The following is a 26,465-nucleotide window of genomic DNA, read 5'->3' on the forward strand; positions in this document are numbered from 1 at the left end:
CCTCCTTTTTTTTAACCTAGCCGTTGATCAGACTCAGCTTCAGCAGCTTGGATTCGGCCGGTTCCAGGTCCACGATGACCTTCCCGGCAGCTTCGCTCACCGTACCTTCCCACAGATCGAATACGTGATAGCGGTGCTCTGGATGAAGACCGATCCTCTCCAGCGCTACCGGCTTCTGCACAGCCACAGCCGGGTCGAAGTTGAAGACTGCGAGATAGACCGCGTCTTCCTGCGGATGCTGCAGGAGGAAAGTATCCGCTGCCTGCTGGCCCCGGTCGCCTTCCACGGGAACAAACGTCTTCCCTAGGCGAGCGAGACTCATGACCTGCTGATTCTGCAGCCAGGTCCTGGCGCGCCAAGCCGCCTCCTCCTGTCTGAAGTCATCGCCGAGCAGCAGCACGGTACCGGCAATCACGGATGCCGTCAGGCGGCTTCGTCCTTCGTGACGGGTCGTCTTGTCCTGATTGAAGCTCTTGTACAGGACAGCGTGATCCGGGTCGTTGAACCGGTATAGCGTGTCGTTCATCCACCAGCCATGAGTGAGGGAGTTCAGCAAATATTCCGTATCCGAGATCGTACCGAACACATCGCAGGAGATCCGGCGGCTGTGTGCGAACGCATAGGGAAACAGCGGTGCGATGGACAGGTTGATAAAAAACGGCCTGCCGATCACTTCAGGGGACAGCTTCCCTGCCAGATAAGACAGACCATAATGATACGCACCGATGCCGGTCGTGATATCAGGATCATAATGCCTGCCTTCCAGCGCTCCATGCGCCATAAAATCCAGCTTGATATAGGCAAAGCCCTCCGACACGAACTTGTCGGTATACCAATCGATCCGGGCGAGTGCACCGGGATGAGTCGGGTCGATCGCTAGGCCTCCGGCAATATCCGGCAGTATTTCCCCCTCAGCATCCCTCAGCAAAATATCTGCGTACGTGTAATCTCCATTCGTGCCTTCTACGGGATCACTGAACTGGGCCGGACTTCCCCAGAAGGCAAAGGGCGTCCAGTAGGTCCCCGGCTTATGCCCGTTCGCCCGTACTCGGTTCAACGCATCCTCCATCTCCGCGGGCGTCAGACGATCCCAGAAAGCGTCGAAGTTGATATACAGCGTATGCTCGTTATGAAAGCCCAGCGGCTGCACCTCCACCTTCAGGAAGTCGCTGACTCCGGTGTACAGCTCATAATCCAGCGTGCTCATCGCCGCAGACCAGCTGTTCCAGCCTAGCGGAACGCCGCCCTCCCAGCTCAGCGGAGCAGCCTGCACGGTATTGGCCCGGCCATACGCCTCCAGCCCGCTTCTGTAATCCTCATAGAAGCCGACGAAGACGAGCGGGGATGCCACCCGTGTCCCCTGCACATAGCCGTGCGGCTGCGAGTCGCGCGTCATCTCGCCAGCCGCTCCTGCATACAGCTCCAGTTCATCCGCTGTTCCAGACTGCCCGCTCCTAATCCGGATGCCGGTTTTCCACACGTTATGATTGAGTGAACCCAGGATGATTCCATGTCGGCTCTCCGGCTGAAACAAAGCCGTGACCTCATAGCTTTCCGTATCCATGGGCGATGTGTACGTCACGTAGCGTACCCATTTGTCATTATCGTACGGCACGCGAAGCATATGGAGCTGGTCGTCCTTCAGCAGATCCGGCTCGGGAAAAAACGATTCGGTATGAAGCACGGTCAGCCGGTTTAACCTGATCCCCGTCTCGCTTGCGACTACGATCTTCGTCAAGAAAAACGTCGATCCTTCATACAGCCAGAAGTGCTGCTCCAGCACCGGATAGTCGGGAAAAGCGGCCGATTCATGCACAATCGTCAGATGAATGCCCTTGCCGTAGCCGTCCTGTACGGCTTGAGGCTCTCCCTTCTTCACATGTTGATCGAAGTGGCCGGTATGATAGTTCCGTCCGTTCCACCGGCATGCGCTGCGTATTTGCTTCCATGACAGAAGCGGTCCTGCTGCAACCGAATACTCTCCATTGCTCAAGTTGATTTCAAGTGAGGCCAGACCATTCGACAAGCGGATCGAGTAAGCGCTTTCTTCAAAGTGGACAGCGCTTGCAACTTCGCGGTTCGTTATCATTCGCCCTCGTTTCCTCCTTATTCTCGCCATTCCTTGCCGCTAACTGAAAGGCTGCTACGGGCTCCATCCCGTGCGCCCCCAGTAGTCTGACTACATTATAGAAGAGAAAACGAAGCACGATCTATGACGCGATGTTCCGATTCATAGCGCGAATTAACGCTTCTTCCAGGAAGCTCTTGTTAGAATGCGGCATAAAAGAGGGAAGATTGCAAAATGAGACCGCCAGTTAGACGGTCTCTTCTCTTGAAAGCTATCGATGCCCTCTTCTGAAGGCGCCATGGAACGCTTAACTCTGCCCAAACTGCAGATCCGGTTCGCCGTAAGTCATCGTATCCAGGCTGATCGCAAGGCCTTGCCAGTCAAAGTCTCCCCGCTCCGCTCGGCGCCGGTTATCGCCAGCGATGCTCCGGTACAGACAAAGCGCCTCGCGGTCTTCCAGATGCGCCGTTTCCTGCCCCAGATGCTCGGACAGCAGCTGGCAGCGAAGCATCCGCACCATCTTGGCGTCCCAGATCGAAGCATTCATCTCCGTATGCCCGTTGATCGAATTGAAGTGCAGGTTGCAGGAGCCGATCGTCGCCCAAACGTCATCGATCAGCATGATCTTGGCATGAACATAGATCGGGCTTCTTATTCCCAGTTCATTGGGCCCTGCGATGCCGGCCAGCGTGAAGTTATCATAGCGGCCAAGCGCTTCGATCGACTCGAAGAAGCTGGACCGGCTGGGATCCTGCCGGAAGGTCCGGACATAGGACTCAGGCTCCGCCGGAACCAGTAAGACGATCTCCACTCCGCGCTTCAGCGCCGCTTCCAGCCTAGCTGCAATCTCCGGAACGGGTAGCGCCTGATTCTCGATATAGATGGAGCGGCGGGCGGCATCGATCGCCTGTATGTATTGCTCCGTCACGGCACGCTCGCCAGCGGCGATGTCTACAGAAGAACCGCCAGGGACCGGGTAGCTGCGGAAGTAGCGTCCTGCGTGCACGTTTCGCTGAATTTGTACCAGACTATCTCCGCGGGGAGCCGATACACGATCAGGCAGCGCCAACTCGTCGTCACCATCGTGGCCCCATACGCCATCTGCCTCCGCTCTCTCGCTCGCCTCGTTCCAGCGTTGGACGAAATTATGGTGTACGTCGGTCGCAGACGGTCCGGTCACCTCCACATAGATATCGTGGCGTTGACCCTCGCCCCGGTGTCCGGGCTCGAAGGCTCCGAAGGTCGGATTGATTCCCCCGATAAAGGCCGTCTCGGACTCATTTCCAGCGTCCACCAGCCAAAATTTCTGGTGCTGGCAGAAATAGCCGTGTGCACGGTCCCAGCGTATAAGGAAGCGAGAACCCCGCGCAGCGAGCCGTTCGTGGTCTGCAGGTGAACCGGGGAAGGCCTGCCCGTACCCGCTGCTCTCCGGGTTCGGGCGCCAGCATAGTACCCGCACGTCCAGTCCTCTGGCAGCTGCCCGGTCCAGTACATCCAGCACACTACCCCGTCCATCCGGCATCTCGAAGTCGGGGTCCATGAAGGTAACCGCGATCCAGACGCTGTGCTGAGCCGCCTCAATCGCCTCACAGATACGCCGGAACGTAGGAGCGCTGTCTACAAGCGGCTGAAGGCGATTACCGGATCTCGGCGGATAAGAAGCGTCTGCGACGGGTGGAATATATGATTCGTGGCGTTCTAGCAGTGAATGTTCCGTTTGATTCATGTATGAACCTCCTTGGCGGACATGTACGCATGACAATGGCATATCGTGGATTATTGGTTATAGCCTATACATGTATAGTAGCACGGGTTTAAAGTCCGCCAAGTTAAGATTACTTTGAGTTCGCGTTCATCTTCTCCTGCATCTCCTTCAGCATGCGCTGCCGGGCGATCTGCGGGTCGAGCTCAGGATTTAAGATATGCCGGATGTAAGAAGTGCTGCTGCTGCGAATCTGTTCATCGGTGGCCTTAACCGCGCCGTGGAATTTGAAATGGGGGAGCAGGCGCATCCCGATTTGATTGGCGAAAGCCTGCAACGGCCGAGTCAGCTCGCTAATCGTGTAGCCGATCAGGCCGCCTGCCTGATACGTGTCCTCTGCACCGCCGATGGAGATCGCGAGCACAAATTCTTTGCCTGCTACGGTTCGGCCAGACGGACTGAACAACCAGGCGGTCGTAAACACTTCATCCAGCCACTGCTTCAGCAGCGAAGGTGTGCCGTACCATTGAAGCGGAAATTGCAAGACTAGACGGTCATGTTCGGCTATCAGAGTCTGTTCACGCTGGACCTCCAACCTTTTCTCAGGATAGGATGTATACAAATCATGCACCGTTACCTGGCTGGAATGCTCCTGCAAGGCCTCCACCCAATGTTTATTCACGCGGGATTGCTGCAAATTCGGATGAGCCACGATGACCAATATTTTCAAATTCTCATCATCTCCTTTTTTTGACTATCGTGAATGTCAATATAAAAGTTAAAAAAATTTAGGCGGGTCTTATGATCGCTAGCGCCGAATCGACAACCTGCTTAATCGCTGCTTCCAGCCGCTCTCTCTGTTCCTGCACCGGAATCTCCTGGGATAGAAGCTCCTGCTGCAGCCTGTCTAAATAATTCATGCCTTGCGACACGCCTCCCCAGAATTGCGCAGCCATCAGGCTGGCATCCCCCTGACGGATCGACTGCTGGCTCATGCCCTTCTCTATCGCTTCGGTCATGGGCCGCATGAAGCCTTTCATCCAATCAAAGGGAGAGAACTCCTCGGGCGTAAACAAATAATGTACATCCAGGCTGATGCGCATGTAGAAGCGGGATATAGCCGGCTTCTCCAGCACCTGATTGCAGACCAGCCGGGCATACGTGTGGAACAGGTCGAACGCAGAGCCCTCCTGCTCGAAGTGGGACTTCGTGAAGCGGTTTGTTCCCTCCATCATGTAGGTGTAAAGCTCGCGAAACAAGGTTTGCTTGTTTTTAAAATAGTGGTAAACCAGCCCGCGCGCCAGACCGGCCCGCTCCGCGATATCCCCGATCTCGGAGGCCGCATAACCCTTCTCGGCATACACAAGAATAGCGGCTTGCAAAATCTCTTGGGTACGCTGTTTGCGAATTTCTTCATTTTGTTCCTTGGTACGGGGCGACATAAGATTCCTCGCTTTTAATTGACATTCGTGTTAGTCAAAATAATACAGGACCATGGATGATATTGTCAATAGATCTCTGGAACAAGCCGCTGCCCATTGTACAGGATTCAGGCTTGTTCTCCGTCTGTTTCTATGTGCGACGGGCAGATTCTTCGAATATATTGCTATATAGAAATGAAAGGCACTCGGAAAAGGAGGTCCCCATGAAAAAGAAGCTTCCTTACGTGCGCAGCAAGTGGAATAAAACCCAGCCGCTTCTGGCTCATGAAAGCCTCAGGCCGCATATCCCGAAAACCTTCAAGCTGAGCGAACCCAGCCTGCAGGCTGTATTGGATGAATTCGGCATAGCCTACATGAAGCCGGATATCGGCACCTACGGCCAGGGCGTGATGCGGGCAGAGAAAATTCAGCCGGAGGAAGGACCGGCTGAATTTGTCCTCTTCTCGGGAACGAACCGGTACAGCTTCAAGACAGTCTCTTCTCTTTACGAGACCCTGCTGCATAGGAAGTTAAAGCGCAGCTACCTGGTACAGCAAGGTATCGACCTGCTGACCTATAACGGCCGTCTGCTGGATGTGAGGGTAATGGTCCAGATCGGGCCGGACGGACCGTGGGAGAGCACGGGAGTGATCGGCCGGCTGGCCGCTCCTCATAAAGTCGTCACGAATTATCATAACGGCGGTACGCCCCTGCCTCTGGAGGCATTGCTCCAGCCCTTCCTGGATGAGCAGCAGATTGGAGCGTATCGCGATCTACTCTATACCTTGGGCAGGAATACTGCTGAGGCCATGGCCGCCGCTTATCCTGCTATCCATATGCTTGGCATAGATGTAGGGATCGATGTGCAGATGAAGCCCTGGATTATCGAGGTCAATACCAAGCCGGATGTTTTTATTTTCAAGGTATTGGAGGATAAAACGATGTACAACAAGATCTACCAGTACGCGAAGCGGCTTGGCAAGGTCTGAGCTGCGGGGAATGAAGCAAGAGCCGTAAGCTCCGCAACTGCGGGACGAATGGCTAAGCGGCCCTGGCATAGCCTCTTGCTCGTTCACACAGCCGAGAATCTATAGCAACCGCATGCGGAGATATTCGTTGCATGCGGATGCTTTTTTTCTTTTTGACGTTCCAGCGAACTAAGAGCTTTCTTTACAACTCTCTTTCTTTATGCTAAGTTAACATACATCCAATCATCCTACCTTTGGAGGTACCCGAGATATGACGGTTCAAAAAACGAAGCGGCTGTCACTGGTCGAACAAGTGACGATGCAGATCGAATATTTGATCGAAAGCGGCTATTGGCGTGTCGGGGACAAGCTTCCTCCGGAGCCTCAGCTCATGGAGCAGTTCGATGTGAGCCGCAATACGCTGAGAGAAGCGATTCGCTCGCTCGTGCATCTGGGTCTGCTCGAGACACGGCAGGGCTTCGGCACTCACGTCACCGCGACGAGCGATCTGGAAATGGCGCTGAAGAAGAAAATCAAGAAAAGCGAGCTCATCGAGACGCTCGAGGTCCGGCTGGCCCTGGAGCGTGAAGCAGCGCAGCTCGCCTGCGAGAGACGTACAGAGCAAGATTTGCTTGATATGAAAAGCTGGCTAGATCAATGCCAGGCGGCTGCGCGGGCCAAAGACTTTAACGAATTTATTGCGATGGATATTGCCTTCCACAAATCCGTAGTGAAAGCGGCTCATAACCGGATGTTTATGGAGTTGTATGACCACATCACGGATGCGCTTGAACAATCCGTGCATGAGCTGCTCCTGATGCGCACAGCCACCCATCGGGCCTATGACATTCATACAGATTTGCTCGAGGCTATTGAGCAGCGAAACGTCAGTCTGGCCGTTGCCAGCACCAATCACTATATGAAAGTAGCACAGGATTCCTTTGCCGCTACGATGGAGAACAAACGATGAACCAGCCACTCACAACCAGAAGGGGTGAACGTACCCCGAGCCCGCAGCAGCTTTGGCTGTTCGTTCTAGGATTTATTCTCGTCGGAGCCAATCTGAGAGCACCGCTCTCGTCCGTTGGTCCGATCCTGGCCTCTATTCAAGAGAGCCTGGGCTTATCCAATACGGTCGCCGGCAGTCTGACGACGGTGCCCCTGCTGGCCTTCGCCCTGCTCTCACCGTTCGCATCCCGGATTGCCGAGAAATTAGGCACCGAAAAAACGGTCTGGATCTCCTTGTTCGTGCTCATCTGCGGAATCGGCATTCGCTTCTTGCCGAATGTCAGCTTCTTATTCGCGGGTACCGCCTTCATCGGCTTAGCCATTGCAGTCTGTAATGTGCTGCTTCCAGGGATTATCAAGCAGCATTTCCCGCTGCGCATCGGGCTGATGACAGGCGTATACGGCGTTTTCATGAATGTGTTCGCGGCCTTGGCCTCTGGGCTGAGTGATCCGCTCTCGTCCATGCAAGGCATTGGCTGGCAAGGGGCGCTAGGTTTGTGGGGGCTCCTGTCTCTGATTGCCCTACTGGTATGGAGCTTTCAACTGCGGAATAACCGTCTGGCTATTCAGGCTGCCGGTACGGCTTCTACTGAATCCGCCAACGTATGGAAATCCCCACTGGCTTGGATGGTCACTCTATTTATGGGTATCCAATCGCTGTTTTATTATACCTTGATGACCTGGCTTCCGCAGATTCTGCACACCCATGGCTATACGTCCGCTTCCGCCGGATGGCTGCTTGCGTTGATGCAGGGCGCGCTGATCCCGATGACGTTCATCATCCCAATCGTCGCAGGGCGGATGAAAAGCCAGCGTCTCTTGGCCGCCGCTATCTCTCTGCTCTTCTTCGCGGGAACTCTGGGCCTGCTTCAGGGGGTCCTGCTGCCATTATGTGCGGTGATGTTCGGCATGGCTTCCGGCGGCGCCTTCGGCCTCGCCATGATGTTCTTCTCTCTTCGGACGCAGAACGGCAAGCAAGCCTCCCAGTTATCCGGCATGGCTCAATCCGTAGGTTACCTGCTAGCCGCGTTCGGACCGACGGTCTTCGGCTGGCTGCATGATCTCACGCATAGCTGGACCGCTCCACTGTTTGTTTTGCTAGGATTATCCGTTACCATTCTTATCGCGGGACTATTCGCCGGGCGCGGCCTCGTAAAGTGATTTCACTATCCTGCTATTTTATTCGATGATCCGCACATTGCTAGCCCGTCTGAGGTATAGTATTCATGCCAACATTAACGGACTCTATACAATGTGCAGGGAGTAGAAAGAATGAATCAAACCATCAAACAGCAGCTCGCAGAGCTGGCGGATGAAAACTATCAGAAGTTTTCCGCCGCTCTCATTCCGAATATTCATAATATACTCGGTGTTCGGCTGCCTGAATTGCGCAAGCTCGCCAAGCAACTAGCCCGTGAAGATTGGCGGGCATATCTCCAGCAGGCCGATCAGGACTATTTCGAAGAAATCATGCTGCAAGGCATGGTCATCGGCTATGTCAAAGCGGATATCGAGGAGATCCTGCGGTACGTGGCGGACTTCGTGCCCAAAATTGATAATTGGTCGGTATGCGACAGCTTCTGTACTGGCCTGAAGTTCACCAAGTCCAATAGGGCCCGAGTTCTGGAATTCCTGAAGCCCTATCTGGCCTCCGCCCGAGAATACGAGCTCCGCTTCGGCGTAGTTATGCTGCTCAACTTTTATATCGAGGAAGAATCTGTCCTGCAGGTGCTGCAGCAACTGGATGGTATCAAGCATGAGGGCTATTATGTCAAAATGGCCGTCGCCTGGGCCGTCTCCATCTGCTACGTGAAGTTTCCCGCAATCACCCTCGGCTATTTGGGAAATAACTCCCTAGATGATTTCACCTACAACAAAGCTTTGCAGAAAATAACGGAATCTTTGCGGGTAGATCAGACAACCCGACAGATGATCCGCGGCTTGAAACGAAAATAAGAAGAGGCTTTCCCCCATTAGAAATCTTGGGAGAAAGCCTCGCCTTTTTTATTGAATCTAGACCACAGGCATCGATATGACTCAGCCCTTAGCTATTGCGCATCATGAAAAATAACCCCCAAGCTGTATCGGGTCCCCGAAGCAATCGTGCTCACACCGTGCCGAAGGGTGGCCGTGTAATAGCCGCGCGTCCCCAGTACCGGACGATGACGAGTTGGAAAAATCAGACCGTCACCCTGGTTCAGAGCGATGACATGCCCCCGGCTCTGCGCGCGCGGCCGCTGCTCCACGAGCAGAAAGTCCCCGCCGGTGTAATCCGCCTCCCTCTGATTCAGCGCGACTACGGTCTGGAAGGGAAAGGAAACGTCCCCGTACAAGTCCTGATGCAAGCAATTGTAGCCCCCGGCCTCATACCTCAGGATTAACGGTGTCGGACGGCTCTGCCCCGCTTGATGACATTGAGCAAGGAAATCCGCCAAACCCTGCGGGTAGGCGGGGGGCTTGCCCAATTGCTCCAGCCAACGGTTGGCGGTCCGGGCCAGCTCGGGATACAGAGCCTCACGGAGCTGTTGAATCACCTCGGGCAGAGGATCGCGGTAATACTTATACTCCCCGATCCCGAAGCGGTACCGGGCCATATCGATGGTCTTACGGAAGGAACCTTCTTCCTCATATGTGCCGATGATTGCGTTGCACGCCGCTTGGCTTAGCAGATCGGGTATGCGAGCATAGCCTTGCTCGTCCAGCGAGCGCTGGATGCTAGTCCAGTCCAAGCCAGCTACAGCTTGTAAAATATTCAAGGTCATGCGAGAGCTGCCTCCTTCATCATGAACGGCAGTTTGTCCCTGCCCCTCACTCTCTTCTAGAATCAGTATAACGCCAACTCCGAGCCTTTGTACGCCTGCTCGAGTAAAACCGCAAGGTAGCGAAAAACCCGGCTCCCTAATCGGGGCCGGGTGACTACGCATGCGTTAGAGATAGAAATAAAAGCGGACGCCCCGCTCGGTATTGGTTACCCCATACCGACTCTCATGCAGCTCCAGGATATGGCGGACGATGGCAAGCCCCAAGCCTGTCCCTCCGGTCTTGCGGTTCCTGGACCGCTCGACCCGGTAAAATCGCTCCCAGATGATACCCAACTGATCTGGAGGGATCGTCTCGCCTTCATTCTCAATCTCCAGGCGGGTTTGGACGCCTTCATTCTCAATCCGGACCACGATCTCGCTATCGGGAGCCGCATGCCGGATCGCGTTCATCAGCAGATTGACCAGCACCTGCTCGATCTTCTGCGGATCGGCCTGCACCTCATGCTCGCCAACGGCGACCACCTCGACCTTCAAGCCCTTCTCGCTGCAATGCTTGGACAGCTTCTCCACGATCTCCTCGACCAGCTCGCTCAAGAGAAACGGGCTTTTCTTCAGCTTGATCGCGGCCGATTCCAGCTTGGCCAGCTCCAGCATATCCTTGATGAGCTCCTCCATCTTGTCCGTCTCGCCCAGGATCACCTCCAGGTACCGCTCCCGCTTCGCCTCGCCGACCCCGTCACGGATACCTTCAACGTATCCCTTGACAATGCTGAGCGGTGTTTTCAGCTCATGGGAGGCGTTGGAGATGAACTCCTTCTGCATCTGCTCCATCCGCTGCTTCTGCTCCATATCGGACCGCAGCTGCTCGTTGGCGTCGTACAGCTCCTTGAGCGTATCACTGAGCCGTTCGGACAGGCTGTTCAAGCTATGGGACAAGCTCTCGAACTCATCATTGCTGCGGATCGGGGATTTCACGGAGAAGTCCAGCTTGGCCATGCGCAGCGCGATCTGGTTAAGGGACACGAGCGGCTTAGACACTATCTTTGTGAAAATAAGCGAGAGCAGCAGGATCAGGACAATCCCTCCGATCCCGATATAGATATAAAACACCTGCAGAGCGTCATAGGCTTCGCTGATCTGCTGCAGATTAACCAGTGCGAACGCCAGCTCGCTGGCCTTGCCCTCCCGTAGGACAGGCTGAATCATCACCACGCTGCGGGTTCCGCTCAGTGGATCGGTCCACTCCTCTTGAATGCCGCCCCCGCTTAGCAGCGCCGCCTTCCTCTCTTCTGTGAGCGGAAACCAATCCTCCAAGGCCAGGAACAAGATCGTCTGCCGCGAGTTCCATTGATCCGCAGAGGGCAGCACAATATCCGTGATAACGCCGGATAGACTTTGGACCGGCTCTTCCTGAACTCTACCGATATCGCTGAAGCCAGGCTTGCGAATCAGCTGAGGATAGAAAATGTCCATATTACTGGACCCCAATTCCTCGTAGTTGCCTTTGACCTCTATGCGGTCTCCTTTCTGAAGGTTGGCTTCCAAGAGCTTCTTCAGGTCGGAGCTCAGCACGAAGGACAACGAGATTTTGACAGATTGACCTTGATCGTCCTGAATCGTGATACGGAACAGGTAATCGTGCTTCACCTTGCCGTCTGGATTCAGAATGGCCAACTGCGCTTTATTCTGCGAGATAAAATGACCGATCTCCCGTGTGGCCCGATCCGCGTCCCAGCGGTTTTTGGCATAGGCGTCCCGGAACGACTTCAACCGCTTCTCGATCTGGGATGTTTTCTGATACTGGTAGAATCTTTCAAACAATAGCAGCTGGCTCAGCATCGCAATAGCGTAAAACAATAGAAAAAAAACGGCGGTGATGACGAACAGCTTCCGGGAAACACCATGCCGCTTCATCGGTCTTCCTCGAATTTGTAGCCGGTTCGAATAACCGTCCGGATATGGCGGGCCTCATCCCCGAGCTTGCTGCGCAGCTTCTTGATATGCGTATCGACGACGCGCAGATCCCCGAAATAATCGAAGCCCCACACATGATCCAGGATCGTTTCCCTGGATAATACAATGCCTTCGTTGCGCGTCATATACAGCAGCAGCTCGTACTCCTTGGGCGTCAGCTCGGTCTCCTCGCCCTTGACCTCCACGCGATGCGATCTCTTGTTGATCAGAATCTGACCGAAGCTGACCAAGTGATCCTCTTTCCCCACGGTTCCCTCTACCCGCTTCATCAGATTATGGGCCCGGGCGACCAGCACCTTGGGGCTGAACGGCTTGGTTACATAGTCATCTGCGCCCAGCTCGAAGCCAAGCATCTTGTCATCATCCTCAGATTTGGCCGTGAGCATAATAATCGGAACCTGCGACTTAGCCCGGATCTGCCTGCAGACCGACCATCCATCCAGCTCCGGCATGAGAATATCCAGAATGATCAGATCGACGTGCAAGGTCTCGAGCATCTCTAGAGCTTGCCGCCCGTGCTCAGCCTCGTAAACCTTCCAGTTCTCCTGCTCAAAATAATCGGCTACGAGCTCACGGATCAGGCTTTCGTCTTCAATAAGCAATACTTTGCGCTCTATAGCTCCCCAACTCCTTGATTGAGAATGGATTGTGTTTCTATTTTAATGAAAGCTTGTGTTTTTCGTGTGTTTTTAACCCCTGCAGCCCGGATCATCATGCCCTGCAAAACACATAAAATACACAACGCCTCGCTATAATCGGATATATACCTCAAGCTTGCGTGCCGGAAAGGATGAGTCTATGAATTTCAAGTCTATTGTACAACATAAAGACGTGCAGCGCTTTGCCGTCCTGCTGCTGCTGTGCCTTCTCTTATACGTCATGCGCAGCATGCTGAATCTGCTTCTCCTGACCTTTCTATTCACCTTCCTGATCCATCAGATGCATCAATATGCGCTGCGGAAGCTTCCAGTCAACTCCAAGCTGCTGCTGGCACTCATCTACCTGCTCCTGGTAGGTGGCGTCGGATTCGCAGGTGTCAAGTTTCTGCCGGAGCTGGCTTCGCAGATCGGCCAGTTGGTTGTACTGATTGAAGATGTGTACAAGCATCCGCAGAACGAGCTGATGAACTACGCGGCCTCCTGGCTTGGCAGTCTGGATTTGCCAAGTCTCGTGAAGCCTGGATTTGATTTTGTGATGAAACTGGGCCATCTGGGTCTGCAAGGCTTCCTGGCCCTGCTGCTAAGCTTCTTCCTGCTACTCAGCAAGGAGAGCGTCGTCCGCTTTACCGCACAGTTCCACACCAGCAAGCTGGGCTGGTTCTCCAGAGAGGTCGAGATTCTCGGGTACAAGCTGACCCGGACCTTCGGTAAAGTCATCGAGGCTCAATTGATGATTGCCTTCGTCAATTGTGTACTGACCACGATCTTCCTGTGGGTGATGGGATTCCCGAATCTGATCGGGCTCGCCTTGCTGATCTTCGTACTCGGACTGATCCCGGTCGCCGGTGTGATCGTGTCTCTGATTCCTCTGGGTCTCATCGCCTTCAGTCTGGGAGGCCTGCCCTATGTCGTCTACCTGCTGATCGCCATCCTGGTCATCCATGCCCTGGAAGCTTATATTCTCAATCCGCGGCTGATGGCCTCCAAGACTCATCTGCCTATGTTCTATACGTGCCTGGTCCTGCTATTCGGCGAGCATTTCTTCGGCATCTGGGGGCTTATCGTAGGGATTCCGACCTTTGTATTTTTACTTGATATTTTGGAAGTTCAAACCATAGGAGAACCCCAAGTGATCGACCGCAAAGGAGCGTGATCCCTATCGCCACCCTCGAAGCTATGCTTTCCCAATATGGCTACATTGCGATCTTTGTCTTGCTGGCGCTGGGGATTATCGGCTTGCCGGTCCCGGATGAGCTGCTGATGACGTTTGTCGGCTATCTTTCCTCAAGCGGCTTCCTGCTTCTGCCGATCGCCATCGCGGTCAGCTTCCTGGGAACCATGTCCGGCATGCTGTTCAGCTACGCACTGGGGCGAAAATTCGGGAAGCCCCTGCTCCACAAATATGGCAAATGGATCAAGCTAACCCCCAAGCGGCTGGACAAGGCCGAGAGCTGGTTTAGCCGCTATGGTGCTTGGGCCATCTGCTTCGGTTACTTCATTCCGGGCATTCGCCATGTGACCTGCTATCTGGCCGGCGTAAGTGCGATGAGACTTCGCAGGTATGTGCTTTTCGCCGGTGCAGGAGCTTTGTTCTGGTGCGTACTCTTTACGTCCATCGGCTACCATGTCGGAGGATCGATAGACTTCTCCAACTTCCACCTCTCCCAGCTGCGCTCCCTGCTGGTGTAGTCCGTCCGGTAAAGAGCTATAATTAGTAAAAAAGGCGATTAGATGGCATTCGCTGACAGCGTGCCGTCTGATCGCCTTCTTTTTTTACCCTTTCATTGAGCCAAGAATTTCCTCCGTCGTCCGGATGCGGCCCAATCTAGGAAATATCACATCCCGGGAGTGGTTATGCTCAGCCTCCGACAATCCGGTCATCGCATCCATAGCCAGCACGACATCGTACCCGTGCATGAAAGCTTCCCGGGCAGTCGTGTCTACGCCAATGCCTGTAGCGATACCGCACAGCACGATGGTGGTGATGCCGCGACGACGCAGCTGGAGATCCAGATCCGTTCCGTAGAAGGCTCCCCACTGCTTTTTCGTTAAGATATAATCAGAGTCCGTGACACCCATCTCCGGAACAATCTCATCCCATCCTTCGACCAAATTCAGCTTCGGCGCCGGTTGATCCAGCTTGGGACTCAGCATATCCTTAAAGTCCTTACTGGATACACGTACCAGGACGACGAACTCATTCGCCTCGCGGAAAGCATCAGCGAGCGCAGCAGAGTTCGCGATCACCTGTTCTTTGGTATGAGGTGCGTATTGGGGGCCCAGCCAGTTCTGCAGATCAATCACGACAAGCGCGGTTTTACCCGGTTCGATTACTTTGTCCATCTTCAGGTCAACTCCTTCTGGGTTGGCAATCCGTTGTGAACACCATTTGACTTGATGTTTAATATTTTGTACGATGGGTCATATCTTGTCAAGAGGCGGTGCATCCCTGTAATGAGCGTAACCATACACGAAGTGATCCGATCTGCTGCCAAGCTGTTCAAGGAGCGCGGTTTTCTTGCAACCTCCATCCAGGACATTGCCGATGATTGCCAGATCGCCAAGGGATCGGTATATAAATATTATTCCTCCAAGGAGGAGCTGTTCGCAGTTGTATTCGATCAATGCCAGAACCGCTATTTCGAGCTGGCGGAACAGCTTAAGCAGCAGACACACATTCCCCCTGAGGAGATGTGGGTTAGGCAGATTATGCTTCGCTTGCAGTATTTTATGGAATACAAGCGGATTCTAGTCGACTTTACGGATTTTCCTATACATCAGGATGCCAGGTTCCAGCCGCTGCGGCAGCAGGTTAGAAGCCGGCTGCTGCGGTGGCATCAGACGTGTCTGATCGAGGCCTACGGCACCGGGACCGAGCCTTACGTATGGGACTTGGCTGTGATGTACAAGGCGCTGCTGAAGGAGTTTTCATTCTGGATCATTCATGAGGAGAAGCAGCTGTCGATAGAGGAAGCCGCCCGTTACATCGTGGACAAGATGAATGTATTGAGACAGCATATGGTTGCTTCCGCATCCCCCCCGTTACTGCACGAGGCTTTACTGGAGCCGGATTTGTACGGGGATACAGGTGCGGAGGCGCGCGCTCAGGTCATGACGAGGCTGTTGGAGGAAGTGAAGCACGCCATTCCACAAATTCCGTCTGGCGATGCCCACCGGCGCGAGCTCAAGGAGCTGGTCAGCCTGCTGGAAATAGAGCTCAGCAGATCGGAGCCCCGCCCTGTTTTACTTCAAGCGATGTTCGCCTATCTGGAGAAAGAAAAGGAGCTGACCAGTCTGACTGTTCAGCTCCGAAGCCTGGTTCGCCCCTATTCCAATTCATAGAAATGTAATTGTTGCCCGATATAGCCGCACGGCCTCATGACCGATCTGTGCCGGGCTCCTTCCAGAGACGGCGGATGTCTTCATCGGTCCAACGGGAGATGTCCAGTAATCTCTCGTATGGGTCTCCCTCAAGGCCCAGCGCGGCGGCGAAGGCTGGCTCGGTCTTGAGACCTGCCGCTTTGAGAGCGATAATCCGCTCGGTAAATGCCTTACCGTACATCTCGAGCATCCGGGCCTCGATCACCATATGGACAAAACCATTCTGCTCGGTCGTAGGCCTGTTCTGACCGAATAATTCGACAGGCCAGCCGTCAACCGTAACATTCACCTTGATCCGCTCCAGGCCGCCTACGACCTTTCTCTGGATCGCAAAGTCCGGGTATGTCCGGAACTGCTCCTTCACCAGCTCTTCGAAGCCTGTAAAATCATGTACCTCGCAGATGATGTCCAGATCGCTGCCCGCGATCTGAATGCCTATCGGCAAGGTGCCTACCAAGATCGGATCGTAGGCGCGCAGCTTGTCAAGCAGCCGATGGCCTGTTATGATCCGGTGAACTTCGACCTGTGCAGGACTGCCTTCTTGAAGATAGTCGATGGTCAACCATCGGGGATTGGACATGTAGATCTCCTTCCTGATCTAGCCTTGGTTGGTCATTGGGAATCGGCCAGCGCAGGCCTGCGGATCGAAATAACGGCGCATAACAGCGCGATGAGCACAACTCCCGCTCCGACCCAAGCCATGCTGGTCACGCTCCCCGTCTGCTGAAGAGCCACGCCTCCGATGGCCGAGCCGACCGCGATACCGATCTGCAGCGCCGAATTGTTAAAGCTCTGCTGAATATCGGAGGTGTCCGGCGCCGTCTGAATGAGATAAATCTGCTGCGCCGGCGCAAGGCTCCAGCTGAGTAGCGCCCAGATCACCATCACGACAGCGAAGGCCGCCAGTGAAGCGGTAGACCATGGCAGTAGCACCAGAATGACCACAAATAAACTGATGACGAGCAGGATGCTCTTGATGCTTCCCAGCTTGTCTGCTAGCATCCCTCCTGCAATACCTCCGAATACCGCCGAGATCCCGAAGGCAAAATAACAAACGCTGATCCAATAGGAATCCAGACCGAGCGTCGTTTCCAGGAAAGGCGTGAAGTAAGCGTAGACCGTGTAGTGTCCCGCCAGAAAGAATAACGTGGCCAGATGGGCCGTCGTAATCTTTACATTCCGCAGCGATTTGAACTGCACTGCCAGCGGGATCGTTCGCTCGGTCGGAATCCGCTCGAGAGATACGGAAATCAGAATCATCGACACAATCGATAAAATTCCAATGCCCAGAAAGAGAATCCGCCAGCCGAACGTATGGCTGATCAGAATACCCAGCGGCACTCCCAGCACCAGGGACGAGCTGATCCCCAGATAAATAAAGCCCAGAGCTCTGGCCCTGTAAGCTGGCTCAGATATTTTGGCCGTGATCGTCAGGGCGAGCACGGTGATTAAGCCTGCGCTCATCGCGATGATGATTCTGGATATGAGCAGAACCGTAAAGTTCGGACTCCAGTAGGCAATCATATTGCCAATAAAAAAAACGAGTAAGGACGCAAGGTACAGCTTCTTGCGTTCCACTCTGGCCGTAAAGGCAAGCAGCAACGGTGCGGAAATCGCATAAATAAAAGCATATACAGAGATCAGCTGCCCCGCCTGGCTGATACTCACCCGTAAATCATTCGCGATATCAGGCAGCACTCCTCCTACAATTAATTCGACCAATCCTACCGCAACGGTAGACGCAGCCAGCATGTAGACTCTTGGATTCATACGGCAACTCCTCACTTTCTCTCTGGGTGACCATGATTTTGGAAACAAAAAAAACCCTGACTACAAACAAAGCGAGCCATCGCTTCTTGTTTGTAGTCAGGGGTTTACGGTTCCTGGTAGAGACCCTCAAGCCATATTATTGAGGTTATACAATTATATAATGTCCTTGCGCAAGGCGGAATAGCACGCGATGCAGCAAGTTCATATTTCAAAAAATCTTATAACAGTGTATCACAGAAAGGCGGTCTGGGCAAGCAAACGCATCGTAATGAACTCTTTGCTTGCTCATCCCTGTTTGGTTATTCCGCGGCCAGCTTTGGCGATTCGTATCTTTTTTGAGCGGGAGGCTCATAGGCGCTGAACTGATCCAGCAGCCCCTTCGGCTGAGTATCGACCAAAGCCATGGACCGGAATTTCTCATGCAGAAATTGCTCGTCCGCCATATGATGGAATAAGGCCACAAGTGGATCATAATACCCGTTCACATTCAACAGGCCGCACGGATTGTGATGCAGACCGAGCTGAGCCCAGGTGAACACTTCGAAAAACTCCTCCAGCGTCCCCGGTCCTCCCGGCAAGGCGATAAATCCGTCCGACAGCTCAACCATGGCGGCTTTGCGCTCGTGCATAGATTCGACGATAATCAGCTCAGACAAGCCTTGATGCGCGATCTCCCTGCTCTCCAGAAAAGCCGGGATGATGCCGATCACCTTCCCGCCATGCTCTAGAACGGAATCCGCTACCGCTCCCATGATACCTACGGTTGCCCCGCCGTATACTAGCGTGATCTCGCGCTGAACCAACTCCCTGCCCAGCTCGCGTGCACTTTCGATATAAACATCGGAAGCACCTTTACTGGAGCCGCAAAAAACCGCTATTTTTTTCATCCGAAACAGCCTCCTGTTCAACCGTATTGTGCATTAGTCAAATTCTTCTTGATTCACTGGGCGAGCACTTTGGCATTATCGTTCTGCACAAGCCGATTCATAGAAATCAATTTCAGCGCGAATTGGCTCTCTCCTTTGGCTGTGCATGCAGAGCTCGTTCTCCCTCTACCTTCACAATATACGGCTGATGCGTAGCCGTCAACCTGCCCGAGTGAGACACCAGGATGCCCAAGTCAGACTCCCGGATAAAAGCTAGAATGACAGCCCTATCCTTCCCTATAGCCCCTTAAAGCTATATACAGGCTCAGAAATGAAATGCTAGGATAACTTTGTAGCGAAGGGAGGTTCGGATACGATGTTCAAATGGTCAATGGCCGCACTCGGCGGAATCGCCTGTATACTGGGGATTACCGTCTTGTTTATGCAGGTTCAGCACAATCAGAGCAAGGCCAAGCCGGAAGCGTCCTCAGCGGCTCTCCCGGATACGGCGGTGAATGCTCAAGCTGCGGAAGTGATCTACAAGCAATCCTGTATCGCCTGTCACGGGAACGATCTGGAGGGCAAGGTCGGACCCAATCTGCAGAAAATCGGCGGCAAGCTGAGCGATCAGCAGCTGTACAAGGTCATTCAGAACGGCCGAGGCGGTATGCCGTCTTTCAAGACCGCACTCAAGAATGAAGAGCTCGTCAACCTGGCCAAATGGCTGGCTGATAAAAAATAAGGAGTATGGATAAACATGGCAGCTCTACTCAAACGGCATGGCTTCAAATTGATGGTTGTGGCGCTGTTAGCCGCGCTTGCCCTCAGCGCGTATACCTGGATGAAGAAGGACGGCTCGGTTCTTCCCGTAATCAAGAAGGCTCCTGAATTTTCACTGCTTGATCTGTCGGGCAAACCGGCGAAGCTAAGTGACACGTCAGGCAAGGTTCGGCTGGTGGAATTTCTGTTCACCAGCTGCGTGGATATTTGCCCGATGACGACCTATAATATGGTCAAGCTTCAGGAGAAGCTGAAGCAGCAGGGCTTGTGGGGCGACAAGGTTCAGTTTCTATCGATCACCTTCGATCCGTTGAAGGATACCCCGGAGGTGTTCGGGAAGTACGGCGAGCGCATGGGCGTGGATAGCAAGAACTGGACGCTGCTGACGGGAAGCGAGCAGGAAACGGCGGAAGTTGCCAAAAACTACGGGGTGCTGGTGCAGAAAATGCCGGACGGCTCATTCGTCCACACGGTCACCTCCCTCTTCCTCATTGACGGACAAGATCAGATCCGCCAGATCTTCCCGATGGGCGAGGACATGAACAACGATGAGATATTAAAGATGATTCGGCAGTTGGCCGGATCTTCATAAGGATTCGGAGGCTGGCAGCTCGGCAAGACGGTCCTAGGGACCGTTTGTTTGCGTTACAGCTCCTTTGGCACACTGGCTGCTTGTTTACATTCGAACATATATTCCTTATGATATAAATGGGTATATTTCCCACAAATCCTAGGAGGTGTTAGTATGACTGAAGCAGTCAAGGCAATCATTCAAAACTCTCTTACTGTCCTACTGGTTTCTGATTTTGAGAAGTCTAAAGCGTATTATGAAAGCGCTCTGGGTTGTGAGGTAAATGAACACTGGGCCATTCGCGATGATTTTGGTCTGGGCTTCAAATTAATTCAGGCATCAGATCCAGAGGATGTCAGTCCTAATCGCGGTACTTGGAATACATACGCTTATGTAAAGACCCATCAAGAGCTGGATGCATTGTATACGGAATTCCAAACAAATGGCGCAATCATTGCTTCCGAACCTCATGTAACGGAACATGATTGGGGGGGTTGGAAGGAATTCTCCGTTAAAGATGTAGATGGGTATCTCATTGGGTTCGGCTCTGGAGCAAAAAACAGCTGATCAGCAAGAAAACGCCCCAACGCGGCAGCCATTCTCGAAAACGGCAGCCATGGAAGGGCGTTTTGTTTTACACTAAGAAAAGATAGGCCGCCATCCGATATACAAGATATCCCTGCAAGTAAAGTACACTCGGCTGGCGGTGTTCGTAATGGAGAATAGTTTCGGCTTTGGATTTATTATTGGCGCGATACTTAGCGCATTCTTATGGATTTCTCTGATCGGATGGGTCAAGCTGATTCTGTTCTGAGTGTGCGGTCACCGGCTACGCCTCGATCCAACCCTTCTGATAAGCGTAGCGCATAAGCTGAACGCGGTTATCCAGATGGAGCTTATGGAGAATGTTCTTCAGATGATTTTTCACCGTATGCTCCGATATATCCAGGTCATCGGAGATTTCCTTGTTGGATCTCCCCCGGGCTACGCATTCCAGAATCTCCTTCTCCCGGGAAGTCAGCGGCGACTTTTCGGGTACGCTGCTCTTCACCGCCGTAAATTCCCGAAGCAGCCTCACTGCTACCTCCCGGGACATCGGTGCTTCGTCGAAAGCAACGGCCCGCAAATATTCATGCCAGGAAGCCGGGCTCAGATTCTTGAGCAGGTAGCCCTGTGCCCCCCGCTTGATCGCTTCGAACAGATTCGTGATATCTCCGGAGACGGTCACCATGATGATTTTGACATATGGAAACCGCTCCTTGATCGTCTTGGTCGCTTCCAAACCATCCATCTCGGGCATACGGATATCCATCAGGATCAGATCCGGCATGCATTGCTCTGCCAATCGGATCGCTTCAAGTCCATTGGCAGCTTCGCCTACAATCTTAAAGGAAGCGTCCGCCGTAATAATATCCTTCATCGCTTCGCGCGCGTGTGCATGATCGTCCGCCAGCATAATTCGAATCGGTTGCGTCATTGCTTCCCCTCCTTCCCGATAATCACTAGCGTATGTTGTGACTCCTGCCGGATTTCAAAGCTCCACTGTAGCGTGACTGCCCGTTCCCGGATCATCATCAGCCCGAAGCCTCCTGTTGACTCCTGATTGATATCCGGTAGAAAGCCTTGACCGTCATCCTTGACCTCACAGCGCCACCCCTCCTGCCCGGCATCTCGCCCCTCGATCCAGATCGTGGAGGCTTGCGCATGCTTGTACACATTAATCATCGCCTCGCGTATCGTGGAATACAGCTCTACCTTCTCCTTCATCGTCAGACGGCTCTCGGTTAGAGACCATGAGACATGGACGGAGATACCCGTGTCATGCCTGAATTCCTCAACCAGATTATAGATCGATTCCATCCACGGCATGGAGGCTGGGTTGACGGGATACCGTAGTCCCGCGATCGCTTGTCTCACATACTCATTGACCTCATACACCGTTTTCCGTAAGCTCTGATACGTCTCCCGCAGCGCTTCCGTCAAGATACCCTTATGCGTTTGTTCCACACGGTCGACCCGCACGGATAACAGGAACAGCGACTGCGCAATCCCATCATGCAGCTCGCGTGCAATATGCTCCCTTTCCTCCAGGGCCGCCTTGGCCGCCCGTTCCTTCTGCAGGTCCTCCTGCAGCGACTCCATCATCGCAAACAGCTTGCGCAGCAGTGTCATCGTTACCAAGAAGACGAGCAGCGGAGCCAGCCAGTTCCCCAAGTCCATGGATACGTAAGGCAGCAGGAACGAATGGCGCACATACTCCCACAAGCCGATCGTCAGGGTGGGAATCCATAGAATCAGACTTTTCAGATGTCTGTATAAAATGATAAGGTCACTCCCTTGATGAAGAATATCTTCATCTAAACATAATGCCACACGGCTGACTATGACCCGGATGAGTCATTTATAGCGCATCATTTGAACAACCCCTGACAATTGTCTAACGGCATTCAACTAACGCCAGCCGTCCCCCTCACCTATCCTGATGTGTAAACGAATAAAAGACTGCCGCAGTATCTTGCGACAGCCTTGATCTATTGCACATGTATGATAACTGCTGGACTGGACGGTCAGGAGACAGGCTGCCAGGCGGCTAGCCCTGCTGCTTATCCGCATGCTCTGCGAGCAGCTTCTGGAAATACGTTCTATTATACAGCATACTTGGATGAGCCGGGCGATAGGCCAGCGCTTTCTCGTTATGCTCGTTGGCTAACTCGAACCGGCCGAGACGGTCATAGCACAGACAAAGCTGAAGATGAGGATACCAGGTAGAGTGAATCTGATTCACTAACGCCATGTTCGTTGTATCCTGCCCCGCTTCAGTGGCCGTTTTGAACCAATAAATCGCGGTTTCAAATTTCTTCTCTTCGAAGAAATGATTACCTATCGCACAGCAAAATTCCGGTCTCGGCTTGTCATAGGTTAACGTGAGGCACATGGATTCTACCTGTTTATCCTTATTGCCAAGCTTTCCGTAGCAATCCGCCATTCTCAGACATGCCTGAATGTTATCCTCGATCCATCCCTGCTTGCCCTTCAGGAACAGTTCATAGTAAAGAACAGCCTTGTTGAACTGAGCATGGTCACGCAGCTCATTGGCAAAATAATATTGGTCCCTCGGAGAGAAAAGTTCCCCCGCCTTCTCTCGCTTCACATAAATTTGCAGGTTCCGGTCGGTATACACTTTGTTCTTGCCGTGAGTAACGCCGGCCTCGCTGTGCTCGATATGACCCCAGACGGCCAAATATTCATGAACCGGGCCAATCCATTGGAAATTCCGGTCTCGGCGAACGATCCGGTTCCGCCTAAGGCTAGAGGTCACATTCCCCGATTCGTCGAAAGCAAGGTAGTAGTTCAGGGTTACACTGTCAACGTCCGGGTTGAGCGTTTGTTTCAGCTTGAGCAGCACCTGCCGGTCCTTCTCCTGAATATGATCATCCGCATCCAGCCAGAAAATATAGGTCTGGGTAGCCTGGCTGAAGGAGTAATTGCGCGCTGCCGAAAAATCATCGATCCACTTGAAATCGAAGATCCGATCTGTGAATTGGGCTGCAATCTCCTTGGTACGATCCGTAGAACCGGTATCCACAATGACGATCTCATCGGCAATGCCCTTGACAGAGGACAGGCATTTCTCCAGAGCATCCTCCTCATTCTTGACAATCATACACAAGCTGATCGTTATCATCGTTCAGACTCCTTCTCCCCATTGATCCGGCATCCGGAACCCGGCTGCCCTCCTGTACATGCTAGCTTTCTTCCCGTGATGATCGGATAGAGCCACGCTGTCTTCACTACCGTCTATGGACAGCTTCAGGCTGGACAGCCGTTTGATCGTCTTGTTGTCCAAGACCTCATCCTGCCGCATCCAAACGATGTATTCGCCAGTGGCCTGCTCAAAGGCATACAGGTACGAATCTGACGGCTCTCCCTTCCCACTGTGGATGTAGACATGAGAAGTGTAAGTCTTCGCCAGCTCGACCGTGTCATCCGATGAACCTGTATCTACAATAATCATCTCATCGGCATGACCCGCGATGGAGTCCAGCGACCGCTTCAAGGTTAGACTTGCATCTCTGGTGATCATGCACACGCTGATCGTTACCGCAGGTTTATAAATGAGCTGATGGATATCCTGGCCCCACTTCTCCGAAGCCTTCTTGCGGTTCTGATCCAGCAGCTTAGTCAGATCGAAGTCCTGCAGGTTCCGGATCGTGGCATGCCCGAAATGATGGATGAACGCGTCCTGCACGACCCTCAGCACGTACCCGGCCCGCAAAGCGCGCAAGCACAGGTCATCGTCTTCGTAATTACCGAGACCGAAACGCTCGTCAAAGCCTCCGATCTCCTCCAGGACACTTCGCTTGGCTAACAGACAAAAACCGACCAGCCGACGCACATCCGTATAGCAGCCTTCATTCTCTTGCACATGACGCCGTGCAAATATCTCCAGCTCGCCCAGCCGCGAATAGGTGACCGGTACCATCTGATGACCGCTGGAATAGTTCGTGACTGGTCCGACCATGCCGACCCTCTTATCTTCATATAATACACGCAGCATATTCTCCAGCCAATATGCAGTTACGATCGTATCGTTATTCAAAAATAGAATATTTTCTCCGTGGGATAGCCCCAAGCCTTGATTGCAGCCAGCGGCAAAACCCAGATTTTCCTGATTCTCGTGTACGATAATATCCGGTTGTTTTCTTAGATAGGCTACCGTTCCATCCGTCGAGCCATTATCGACAACGATCAGCTCGTAATCATGGGTATGCTGTCTAATGCTTTGCAGGCATTTGTCAGTCAATGGAAGCTCGTTGTGGGTCAAAATCACAATGCTCGTTGTCATCCGATCACCTCATCCTGGGTTCCATCCACAACTTTTGTGGAATGGCGGCTATGCACACAGCGCTCTCAGTTTCAGGTATATGCGAATGTCGAGCATTGTTTAACTTATTTTTGAACCCCCGTTATCCGAGTGAGTCTGTTCCACGCTCGTCCAATGCCAGCTGCTGATCAGGCCGAGAAGCAGGTCTGACGTTATTGATCCAAGCAGACCTAGAGTTCATCTGCGACTGTCCGGGCCTTTCTATGAAAATCGCGTTCCTTCCTTTGAAGAAAATAGTTCTACTACTTCCTACAGTGACAGCGATGACAATGATGACAGTGATGACATTTTCTGCGCCGTGAACAGCACTTTCTGATCTCATGCTTAGGATGCCGGTGCTCCGGGCTGCATGTTCTTGAACTTTTGGTCACAATAACGATTTTTATTTGTTTGCACATGAAAATCCCTCCTTTTTGACTGCTGGTTCAATATATGCATTAGGAGAATTGTGCGTATAGGCCGATTGCCATCCATAATATTGGCGACCTGTCATCCGACCCCGTTTTGAACCATCAGATGTCTAGCAACTATAGCTGATTTTTCCAATTTATCGAAATTTGGGTGAACTCCAATTTTTCTCTGTACATACGATATAGGGCATGCAAAAACAGAGAGAAAGGATGATTTCATTGTCGCAAGCGAATATTCCTAACATTACTCCCAGCATCACACTTACAAGAGACGACGCCCTAAATCTTTTGCTAGCATCCATTGCCATCGAAGAACTGGGACTAGGACATGTTATTAATGCTGAAGCTGAGAAAATTCAATACGCAGTTGGTACTTTGCCGGGTCTGACTGTTCCTGCGACGATCAGCGATTTGCTCGCTATTGACAACAGTGTCAAGAGCACCATGCAGGAATTAATTAAGAAAGAATTGCTGCTTAGCACCAAACTGGATGCCGTCCTGTCAGCCCCCTCCCTGCTAGGACCGACTGGCCCAACCGGTGCTACGGGCCCTTCCGGAGGACCGACCGGGCCTACGGGGGCCACAGGAGCAGGAGCTACTGGTGCTACTGGCGCGACAGGACCCACTGGCCCGACGGGTCCAACGGGCACCTTTACAGCCGGAGTGTTGTTCAATGTCATAGGGCCAACTGGCTCAGCAACGGTAGGTTTGGGTGAAAACATAACCTTCTTATCTGACACCCTCGCTATTGCAGTAACGCAAGGCTCTGCTAATGTGAGAATCGAAACGATAGGGTCGCCGACAGGTGCGACGGGTGCGACGGGTGCGACGGGCTCTACTGGTTCCATTGGTGCTACTGGGGTTACGGGTGCCACCGGCGCGACGGGCGTCACGGGCGCTACTGGTGCGACGGGCGTCACGGGCGCTACAGGTGCCACCGGCGCTACCGGCGCAACTGGTGCTACGGGCGATACTGGAGCAACGGGTGTTACCGGTGCAACTGGCGCTACCGGCGCAACTGGCGCTACCGGCGCTACTGGTGCTACTGGTGCTACGGGCGACACTGGCGCTACGGGCGCGACGGGTGCAACGGGCGCGACGGGCGACACTGGTGCTACTGGTGCTACTGGTGCTACTGGCGCTACTGGGGCTACGGGTGCTACTGGCGCTACGGGTACCACCGGCGCTACGGGCGACACTGGCGCTACTGGTGCCACGGGCGCTACGGGTGCCACTGGTG

General features: G+C 53.3%; 26 protein-coding genes and 1 riboswitch. Of the genes, 11 read left to right on the forward strand and 15 right to left on the reverse strand.

Annotated elements, in window-relative coordinates; genetic code table 11:
* Window positions 1-16 precede the first annotated feature (16 nt).
* From WMW72_RS13460 to WMW72_RS13475, 4 genes are all read right to left on the reverse strand, one after another.
* Window positions 17-2,089, reverse strand: a complete 2,073-nt coding sequence (locus WMW72_RS13460; protein WP_341415994.1) for an alpha-galactosidase — start codon at window positions 2,087-2,089, stop codon at window positions 17-19.
* Between the two features lie 286 nt (window positions 2,090-2,375).
* On the reverse strand, window positions 2,376-3,794 hold the full coding sequence (locus tag WMW72_RS13465; protein WP_341415995.1) for a phospholipase D-like domain-containing protein: 1,419 nt from the start codon (window positions 3,792-3,794) through the stop codon (window positions 2,376-2,378).
* Between the two features lie 109 nt (window positions 3,795-3,903).
* Entirely contained in the window at window positions 3,904-4,500 is a 597-nt protein-coding gene (locus WMW72_RS13470) for an NAD(P)H-dependent oxidoreductase (RefSeq protein ID WP_341415996.1), read from the reverse strand.
* A 58-nt stretch (window positions 4,501-4,558) separates the two neighbouring features.
* On the reverse strand, window positions 4,559-5,212 hold the full coding sequence (locus WMW72_RS13475; RefSeq protein WP_341415997.1) for a TetR/AcrR family transcriptional regulator: 654 nt from the start codon (window positions 5,210-5,212) through the stop codon (window positions 4,559-4,561).
* Window positions 5,213-5,415: 203 nt separating this feature from the next.
* On the opposite strand from WMW72_RS13475, the gene WMW72_RS13480 reads away from it, so the two are divergent.
* From WMW72_RS13480 to WMW72_RS13495, 4 genes are all read left to right on the forward strand, one after another.
* The gene (locus tag WMW72_RS13480; protein WP_341415998.1) at window positions 5,416-6,180 is read left to right on the forward strand and encodes a YheC/YheD family protein; all 765 of its coding nucleotides are present in this window, start codon (window positions 5,416-5,418) and stop codon (window positions 6,178-6,180) included.
* Between the two features lie 250 nt (window positions 6,181-6,430).
* Window positions 6,431-7,129, forward strand: coding sequence for a FadR/GntR family transcriptional regulator (locus WMW72_RS13485; protein ID WP_341415999.1), 699 nt, complete (start codon window positions 6,431-6,433; stop codon window positions 7,127-7,129).
* Window positions 7,126-8,328, forward strand: coding sequence for a CynX/NimT family MFS transporter (locus WMW72_RS13490; protein ID WP_341416000.1), 1,203 nt, complete (start codon window positions 7,126-7,128; stop codon window positions 8,326-8,328). Before WMW72_RS13485 ends, WMW72_RS13490 begins: the two co-directional genes overlap by 4 nt.
* Window positions 8,329-8,439: 111 nt before the next feature.
* Window positions 8,440-9,123: a DNA alkylation repair protein gene (locus tag WMW72_RS13495; RefSeq protein ID WP_341416001.1), complete on the forward strand. Its 684-nt coding sequence runs from the start codon at window positions 8,440-8,442 to the stop codon at window positions 9,121-9,123.
* A 92-nt stretch (window positions 9,124-9,215) separates the two neighbouring features.
* On the opposite strand, the gene WMW72_RS13500 is transcribed toward WMW72_RS13495, so the two are convergent.
* The 3 genes from WMW72_RS13500 to WMW72_RS13510 form a co-directional block, all read right to left on the reverse strand.
* Window positions 9,216-9,929 carry a 2OG-Fe(II) oxygenase gene (locus WMW72_RS13500; protein WP_341416002.1) on the reverse strand — a complete coding sequence of 238 codons (714 nt, stop codon included), beginning with the start codon at window positions 9,927-9,929 and terminating at the stop codon, window positions 9,216-9,218.
* 165 nt (window positions 9,930-10,094) lie between these two features.
* On the reverse strand, window positions 10,095-11,843 hold the full coding sequence (locus WMW72_RS13505; RefSeq protein ID WP_341416003.1) for a sensor histidine kinase: 1,749 nt from the start codon (window positions 11,841-11,843) through the stop codon (window positions 10,095-10,097).
* Window positions 11,840-12,520 (reverse strand): response regulator transcription factor, encoded by a 681-nt coding sequence (locus tag WMW72_RS13510; RefSeq protein WP_341416029.1) that lies wholly within the window; start codon window positions 12,518-12,520, stop codon window positions 11,840-11,842. Before WMW72_RS13510 ends, WMW72_RS13505 begins: the two co-directional genes overlap by 4 nt.
* A 181-nt stretch (window positions 12,521-12,701) precedes the next feature.
* On the opposite strand from WMW72_RS13510, the gene WMW72_RS13515 reads away from it, so the two are divergent.
* Together WMW72_RS13515 and WMW72_RS13520 are read left to right on the forward strand one after the other, a co-directional pair.
* Window positions 12,702-13,715 (forward strand): AI-2E family transporter, encoded by a 1,014-nt coding sequence (locus WMW72_RS13515; RefSeq protein WP_341416004.1) that lies wholly within the window; start codon window positions 12,702-12,704, stop codon window positions 13,713-13,715.
* A 23-nt stretch (window positions 13,716-13,738) separates the two neighbouring features.
* Entirely contained in the window at window positions 13,739-14,251 is a 513-nt protein-coding gene (locus WMW72_RS13520) for a DedA family protein (RefSeq protein WP_341416005.1), read from the forward strand.
* An 84-nt stretch (window positions 14,252-14,335) separates the two neighbouring features.
* Here WMW72_RS13520 and WMW72_RS13525 read toward each other — a convergent pair whose 3' ends face one another.
* Window positions 14,336-14,905 carry a hydrolase gene (locus WMW72_RS13525; protein WP_341416006.1) on the reverse strand — a complete coding sequence of 190 codons (570 nt, stop codon included), beginning with the start codon at window positions 14,903-14,905 and terminating at the stop codon, window positions 14,336-14,338.
* Between the two features lie 111 nt (window positions 14,906-15,016).
* Between WMW72_RS13525 and WMW72_RS13530 the strand changes: the two genes are divergently transcribed.
* Window positions 15,017-15,904 carry a TetR/AcrR family transcriptional regulator gene (locus WMW72_RS13530; RefSeq protein WP_341416007.1) on the forward strand — a complete coding sequence of 296 codons (888 nt, stop codon included), beginning with the start codon at window positions 15,017-15,019 and terminating at the stop codon, window positions 15,902-15,904.
* A gap of 34 nt (window positions 15,905-15,938) precedes the next feature.
* Here WMW72_RS13530 and WMW72_RS13535 read toward each other — a convergent pair whose 3' ends face one another.
* From WMW72_RS13535 to WMW72_RS13545, 3 genes are all read right to left on the reverse strand, one after another.
* On the reverse strand, window positions 15,939-16,523 hold the full coding sequence (locus WMW72_RS13535; protein ID WP_341416008.1) for a DUF4269 domain-containing protein: 585 nt from the start codon (window positions 16,521-16,523) through the stop codon (window positions 15,939-15,941).
* 32 nt (window positions 16,524-16,555) lie between these two features.
* On the reverse strand, window positions 16,556-17,713 hold the full coding sequence (locus WMW72_RS13540; RefSeq protein WP_341416009.1) for an MFS transporter: 1,158 nt from the start codon (window positions 17,711-17,713) through the stop codon (window positions 16,556-16,558).
* Window positions 17,714-17,786: 73 nt separating this feature from the next.
* Window positions 17,787-17,886: riboswitch (purine riboswitch) on the reverse strand.
* Between the two features lie 126 nt (window positions 17,887-18,012).
* Window positions 18,013-18,600, reverse strand: coding sequence for an LOG family protein (locus tag WMW72_RS13545; protein WP_341416010.1), 588 nt, complete (start codon window positions 18,598-18,600; stop codon window positions 18,013-18,015).
* A gap of 355 nt (window positions 18,601-18,955) precedes the next feature.
* Between WMW72_RS13545 and WMW72_RS13550 the strand changes: the two genes are divergently transcribed.
* The 3 genes from WMW72_RS13550 (at window position 18,956) to WMW72_RS13560 (ending at window position 20,497) form a co-directional block, all read left to right on the forward strand.
* Window positions 18,956-19,321 (forward strand): c-type cytochrome, encoded by a 366-nt coding sequence (locus WMW72_RS13550; RefSeq protein WP_341416011.1) that lies wholly within the window; start codon window positions 18,956-18,958, stop codon window positions 19,319-19,321.
* A 15-nt stretch (window positions 19,322-19,336) separates the two neighbouring features.
* Window positions 19,337-19,951: an SCO family protein gene (locus WMW72_RS13555; protein ID WP_341416012.1), complete on the forward strand. Its 615-nt coding sequence runs from the start codon at window positions 19,337-19,339 to the stop codon at window positions 19,949-19,951.
* Between the two features lie 153 nt (window positions 19,952-20,104).
* Window positions 20,105-20,497, forward strand: coding sequence for a VOC family protein (locus tag WMW72_RS13560; protein WP_341416013.1), 393 nt, complete (start codon window positions 20,105-20,107; stop codon window positions 20,495-20,497).
* 262 nt (window positions 20,498-20,759) lie between these two features.
* On the opposite strand, the gene WMW72_RS13565 is transcribed toward WMW72_RS13560, so the two are convergent.
* From WMW72_RS13565 to WMW72_RS13580, 4 genes are all read right to left on the reverse strand, one after another.
* Window positions 20,760-21,407 carry a response regulator gene (locus WMW72_RS13565; RefSeq protein WP_341416014.1) on the reverse strand — a complete coding sequence of 216 codons (648 nt, stop codon included), beginning with the start codon at window positions 21,405-21,407 and terminating at the stop codon, window positions 20,760-20,762.
* On the reverse strand, window positions 21,404-22,195 hold the full coding sequence (locus WMW72_RS13570; protein WP_341416015.1) for a sensor histidine kinase: 792 nt from the start codon (window positions 22,193-22,195) through the stop codon (window positions 21,404-21,406). The genes WMW72_RS13565 and WMW72_RS13570 overlap by 4 nt, the downstream gene beginning before the upstream one ends.
* A 325-nt stretch (window positions 22,196-22,520) precedes the next feature.
* Window positions 22,521-23,615 (reverse strand): glycosyltransferase, encoded by a 1,095-nt coding sequence (locus WMW72_RS13575; protein WP_341416016.1) that lies wholly within the window; start codon window positions 23,613-23,615, stop codon window positions 22,521-22,523.
* A gap of 3 nt (window positions 23,616-23,618) precedes the next feature.
* Window positions 23,619-24,776, reverse strand: a complete 1,158-nt coding sequence (locus tag WMW72_RS13580) for a glycosyltransferase family 2 protein (protein WP_341416017.1) — start codon at window positions 24,774-24,776, stop codon at window positions 23,619-23,621.
* A 668-nt stretch (window positions 24,777-25,444) separates the two neighbouring features.
* Here WMW72_RS13580 and WMW72_RS13585 point away from each other — a divergent pair.
* Window positions 25,445-26,465: alpha-helical endospore appendage domain-containing protein (locus WMW72_RS13585; RefSeq protein WP_479724851.1), on the forward strand; the 1,021-nt coding region annotated here is incomplete at its 3' end.

Origin of the sequence: Paenibacillus filicis (assembly GCF_038070315.1) — a bacterium.
GTDB lineage: Bacteria > Bacillota > Bacilli > Paenibacillales > NBRC-103111 > Paenibacillus_G > Paenibacillus_G filicis.